The organism is Amedibacillus sp. YH-ame6 (assembly GCF_053848845.1).
The window spans coordinates 1-4,731 of record NZ_JBSPEZ010000041.1 but is presented as its reverse complement, the minus strand read 5'-3'; the positions used below and the strand labels follow the sequence as shown (position 1 = coordinate 4,731).

Here is a 4,731-nt window from a genome sequence, read left to right as displayed (position 1 = left end):
TCAAGTACGCAAAAGTGTTAGAAGGAACATCTGGATCTGATACATTAGATGCAATGTTTGAAGAAAGTAAGCTATATGGAAGAGAAGGCAATGATACATTGAATGGCAGTAGTGGAGATGATATCCTTGATGGAGGAACAGGTAATGATTATTTAAATGGAGGAGCAGGTAGCGATATTCTAGATGGAGGGACAGGAAATGATGATCTTCGCGGTGAAGCAGGAAACGACACCTATATCTATCGAAAAGGAGATGGGAATGATACCATCTATGATTATGAAGGGAATAATATCATACAGTTGAAAGACATCAATCCAGAAGATATCTACCTCAGAAAGTATAGTAGCTATGAAATGGATATCAACATCAAAGATGGAGGAAGGATACGTTTAATTTATGCACTACAAAATGTAAATGCTCGAAATTATAGTATCGTATTTGGAGATGGAACAATCTGGACAAAAGAAGATATCGTCAAGTACGCAAAAGTATTAGAAGGAACATCTGGATCTGATACATTAGATGCAATGTTTGAAGAAAGTAAGCTATATGGAAGAGAAGGCAATGATACATTGAATGGCAGTAGTGGAGATGATATCCTTGATGGAGGAACAGGTAATGATTATTTAAATGGAGGAGCAGGTAGCGATATTCTAGATGGAGGAACAGGAAATGACAATCTTCGTGGTGGAGCAGGTAGCGATATTCTAGATGGAGGGATAGGAGACGATGATCTTCGTGGGGAAGTAGGAAATGATACCTATATCTATCGAAAAGGAGATGGGAATGATACCATCTATGATTATGAAGGGAATAATATCATACAGTTGAAAGACATCAATCCAGAAGATATCTACCTCAGAAAGTATAGTAGCTATGAAATGGATATCAACATCAAAGATGGAGGAAGGATACGTTTAATTTATGCACTACAAAATGTAAATGCTCGAAATTATAGTATCGTATTTGGAGATGGAACAATTTGGACAAAAGAAGATATCGTCAAGTACGCAAAAGTATTAGAAGGAACATCTGGATCTGATACATTAGATGCAATGTTTGAAGAAAGTAAGCTATATGGAAGAGAAGGCAATGATACATTGAATGGCAGTAGTGGAGATGATATCCTTGATGGAGAAACAGGTAATGATTATTTAAATGGAGGAGCAGGTAGCGATATTCTAGATGGAGGGACAGGAAATGATGATCTTCGCGGTGAAGCAGGAAACGACACCTATATCTATCGAAAAGGAGATGGGAATGATACCATCTATGATTATGAAGGGAATAATATCATACAGTTGAAAGACATCAATCCAGAAGATATCTACCTCAGAAAGTATAGTAGCTATGAAATGGATATCAACATCAAAGATGGAGGAAGGATACGTTTAATTTATGCACTACAAAATGTAAATGCTCGAAATTATAGTATCGTATTTGAAGATGGAACAATTTGGACAAAAGAAGATATTGTCAAGTACGCAAAAGTGCTAGAAGGAACATCTGGATCTGATACATTAGATGCAATGTTTGAAGAAAGTAAGCTATATGGAAGAGAAGGCAATGATACATTGAATGGCAGTAGTGGAGATGATATCCTTGATGGAGGAACAGGTAATGATTATTTAAATGGAGGAGCAGGTAGCGATATTCTAGATGGAGGGATAGGAGACGATGATCTTCGTGGGGAAGTAGGAAATGATACCTATATCTATCGAAAAGGAGATGGGAATGATACCATCTATGATTATGAAGGGAATAATATCATACAGTTGAAAGACATCAATCCAGAAGATATCTACCTCAGAAAGTATAGTAGCTATGAAATGGATATCAACATCAAAGATGGAGGAAGGATACGTTTAATTTATGCACTACAAGATGCAAGATATCGAAACTTTAGTATTGTATTTGAAGATGGAACAATTTGGACAAAAGAAGATATTGTCAAGTACGCAAAAGTGTTAGAAGGAACATCTGGATCTGATACATTAACTGCAATGTTCAAAGAAAGTAAGCTATATGGAAGAGAAGGCAATGATTCATTGAATGGTAGTAGTGGAGATGATATCCTTGATGGAGGAACAGGTAATGATACTTTATATGGAGAGGTAGGTAACGACACCCTAGATGGAGGGACAGGAAATGATACTCTATATGGCGGAGCAGGAAACGACACCTATATCTATCGAAAAGGAGATGGAAATGATACGATCTATGATTATGATGGAAATAATATCATACAGTTGAAAAACATCAATCCAGAAGACTTCTACCTTAGAAAGTATAGTGATTATGACATAGATATCAACATCAAAGATGGAGGAAGGATACGTTTATCTTATGCACTAAAAGATGCAAGTTATCGAAATAATAGTATCGTATTTGAAGATGGAACAATTTGGACGAAAGAAGATATCGTCAAGTACGCAAAAGTATTAGAAGGGACATCAGGATCTGATACATTAACTGCAATGTTCAAAGAAAGTAAGCTATATGGAAGAGAAGGCAATGATTCATTGAATGGTAGTAGTGGAGATGATATCCTTGATGGAGGAACAGGTAATGATACTTTATATGGAGAGGTAGGTAACGACACTCTAGATGGAGGGACAGGTGATGATTATCTTTCAGGGGGATTAGGCAATGATACTTACATCTACCGAAAAGGAGATGGAAATGATACGATCTATGATTATGATGGAAATAATGAATTAAAATTAATGAAAATGAATTGCGATAGTCTGCTATTTATAAAATCAGGAAGTGATTTAATCATAACTTTTAAAGACAATGAAGGTGGTATCAAATTACAGAATTATGAATCTTCTTGTGATTATAGAAATATTAAATTGAGTTTCGATGATGGTACATCCTACACAGAAAGATTAACGGAAGGATTGGTTATAAACAATAATATCGTAAGTTTAATGAAACAGACATATTGTTTGAATAGTGATGATGAATCCATCATACATAATCAGCTAGTTAGTAGCAAAGATGAAGTGAACACTATTGATTTAGTCTATATAAACTCTTGATTCTCAATTATAAAAGAGATATGCTATATATAGGAACGTCTAGAGAATTGGAGAGGTGTCCTCGGTTGGTTACTGGTTGGTCACCAAGATGTCAAAAAACCTTCATTTAAAGACTTTTACTGTTTAGCAAAACGTTAATTATTTATCGTATTGGAACAATTCACAATTTCTTGTGTACAGAGAACCCTTTATTTCAAAGGGTTTTTTTGTCTATTAGGAACTTGCATAATTTAAGTGGAAATGAGAGAAAACGAAAAAAGCATGACGAAAAGGCTCTAAGAAGAGCCAAAGAAGGACACGACAAGTTTTTACTTTTGGTTCTCTAGAAAATCTTTAGGAAGCATTTCGCTATCGCATTTAATACAAGCATTCACATAAACTTTTTTCAATCCAAAACGTTTCTTTGATAAGACTTCTTCCGCAAGCCAATCAGGCATCGGATCTTCAAATCCACATTTAGTACACTTGAAGAGAATCGTATTTGATTTTTGGGAATTTCCATTTTTCATTAATTTTCTCCTGTATCCCTGGAGGGAAATAACAATCTACAAATTTCATTTCGCAACCACAACTACATAATAGAGGGTCAATACCAGTTGTGTCTATACGATATTGTCTATAAGCAGAAGTCTTTTTCAGAATCCAAGCAGCAGAGGAATGGACCATTTTACGAATGAGATTTGCGAGTTTCTTTTTCTTTGTGGCATAGCCACCAATGTAACGAATCATACGATGATTTTCATCTGGAATATGAAGCATAAGTTTTTTCATAAAAGAAACGCAAGTATCATAGACATCAACGCGTTCACCAGATGTATGGTCTTCATAATACCAAAGCACATGATCCATATCATAATTATAATCTAAGATGCGACTTTGAGCCATAACAGGACGACCAACATAGCGAATAACATAATCGACACAGTCTTTTACATCCTTATACTTCGAAGGAGGACAATGAACATAAAAGCCATCAGGGTATAATTTATAAAGAGAACGTTTTAACTGTTTGAATTCAATTGTATCTATGTGTGAAGAAAGATTATCAAGAAGCTGTTTCATAAAAGAACGACGTAAAGAAGCGTAGTTGATATAAGAAAGTTTTTTGAATGAACCACATTTACGAAGTCCACCTTCAGCGAGAAGAACATGGATATGAGGATTTCAATTTAGAGGTCTACCAAAAGTATGAAGAACAAGAACGGCACAAGGAATTAAAGAATCGGACTTATTAGCAGCATTACGAATTACAAAAGAAAGAGTATCGTTGACGGATTGAAAAAGGATATTGAGTAAAGAACGGTCTTAACGAAAATAATCACGTAAATCTTCGGGAATGGTAAAGACACAATGACGATGAGAACAATCAAAAACATTTTGAAGAATATTGTGAGAACGAATTTTGGCATATTTCATACCACAAGAATTACAGAAACGAGATTTAAAAGTATGCCAAAGAAAGGTGAAGTTATCACAAGAAGGACAATCATAAAGAGAATGACCAAGCTCGTGTTGATGACAAAGGATAACAGAGTTGATAGCCTTCATAACAGAAGAGCGAATAAAGTCAGGGAAAAGATGGAAGTGGTAAGTAAGCTTATGTAGGTTTTCAAAAAAGATATGAGCAATGGAAATATGACTCTCACCAGGACGATAAGAATCACAATGATTATGTTTAGAAGCAATC

Annotated in this window: 4 protein-coding genes; 1 reads left to right on the top strand and 3 read right to left on the bottom strand. The window is 35.2% G+C overall.

Features of this window, described 5'->3' with window-relative positions; all coding sequences use genetic code 11:
- On the top strand, positions 1 to 3,044 hold a 3,044-nt coding region (locus tag ACWG0P_RS15695), incomplete at its 5' end, for a calcium-binding protein (RefSeq protein WP_455802512.1).
- Between the two features lie 308 nt (positions 3,045 to 3,352).
- Here ACWG0P_RS15695 and ACWG0P_RS15690 read toward each other — a convergent pair.
- The 3 genes from ACWG0P_RS15690 to ACWG0P_RS15680 all read right to left on the bottom strand — a co-directional run.
- Positions 3,353 to 3,553 (bottom strand): hypothetical protein, encoded by a 201-nt coding sequence (locus ACWG0P_RS15690; protein WP_455802008.1) that lies wholly within the window; start codon positions 3,551 to 3,553, stop codon positions 3,353 to 3,355.
- Positions 3,501 to 4,199 carry a transposase gene (locus tag ACWG0P_RS15685; protein ID WP_455802524.1) on the bottom strand — a complete coding sequence of 233 codons (699 nt, stop codon included), beginning with the start codon at positions 4,197 to 4,199 and terminating at the stop codon, positions 3,501 to 3,503. The genes ACWG0P_RS15690 and ACWG0P_RS15685 overlap by 53 nt, the downstream gene beginning before the upstream one ends.
- Before the next feature lie 150 nt (positions 4,200 to 4,349).
- On the bottom strand, positions 4,350 to 4,731 hold a 382-nt coding region (locus ACWG0P_RS15680), incomplete at its 5' end, for a transposase zinc-binding domain-containing protein (protein WP_455802511.1).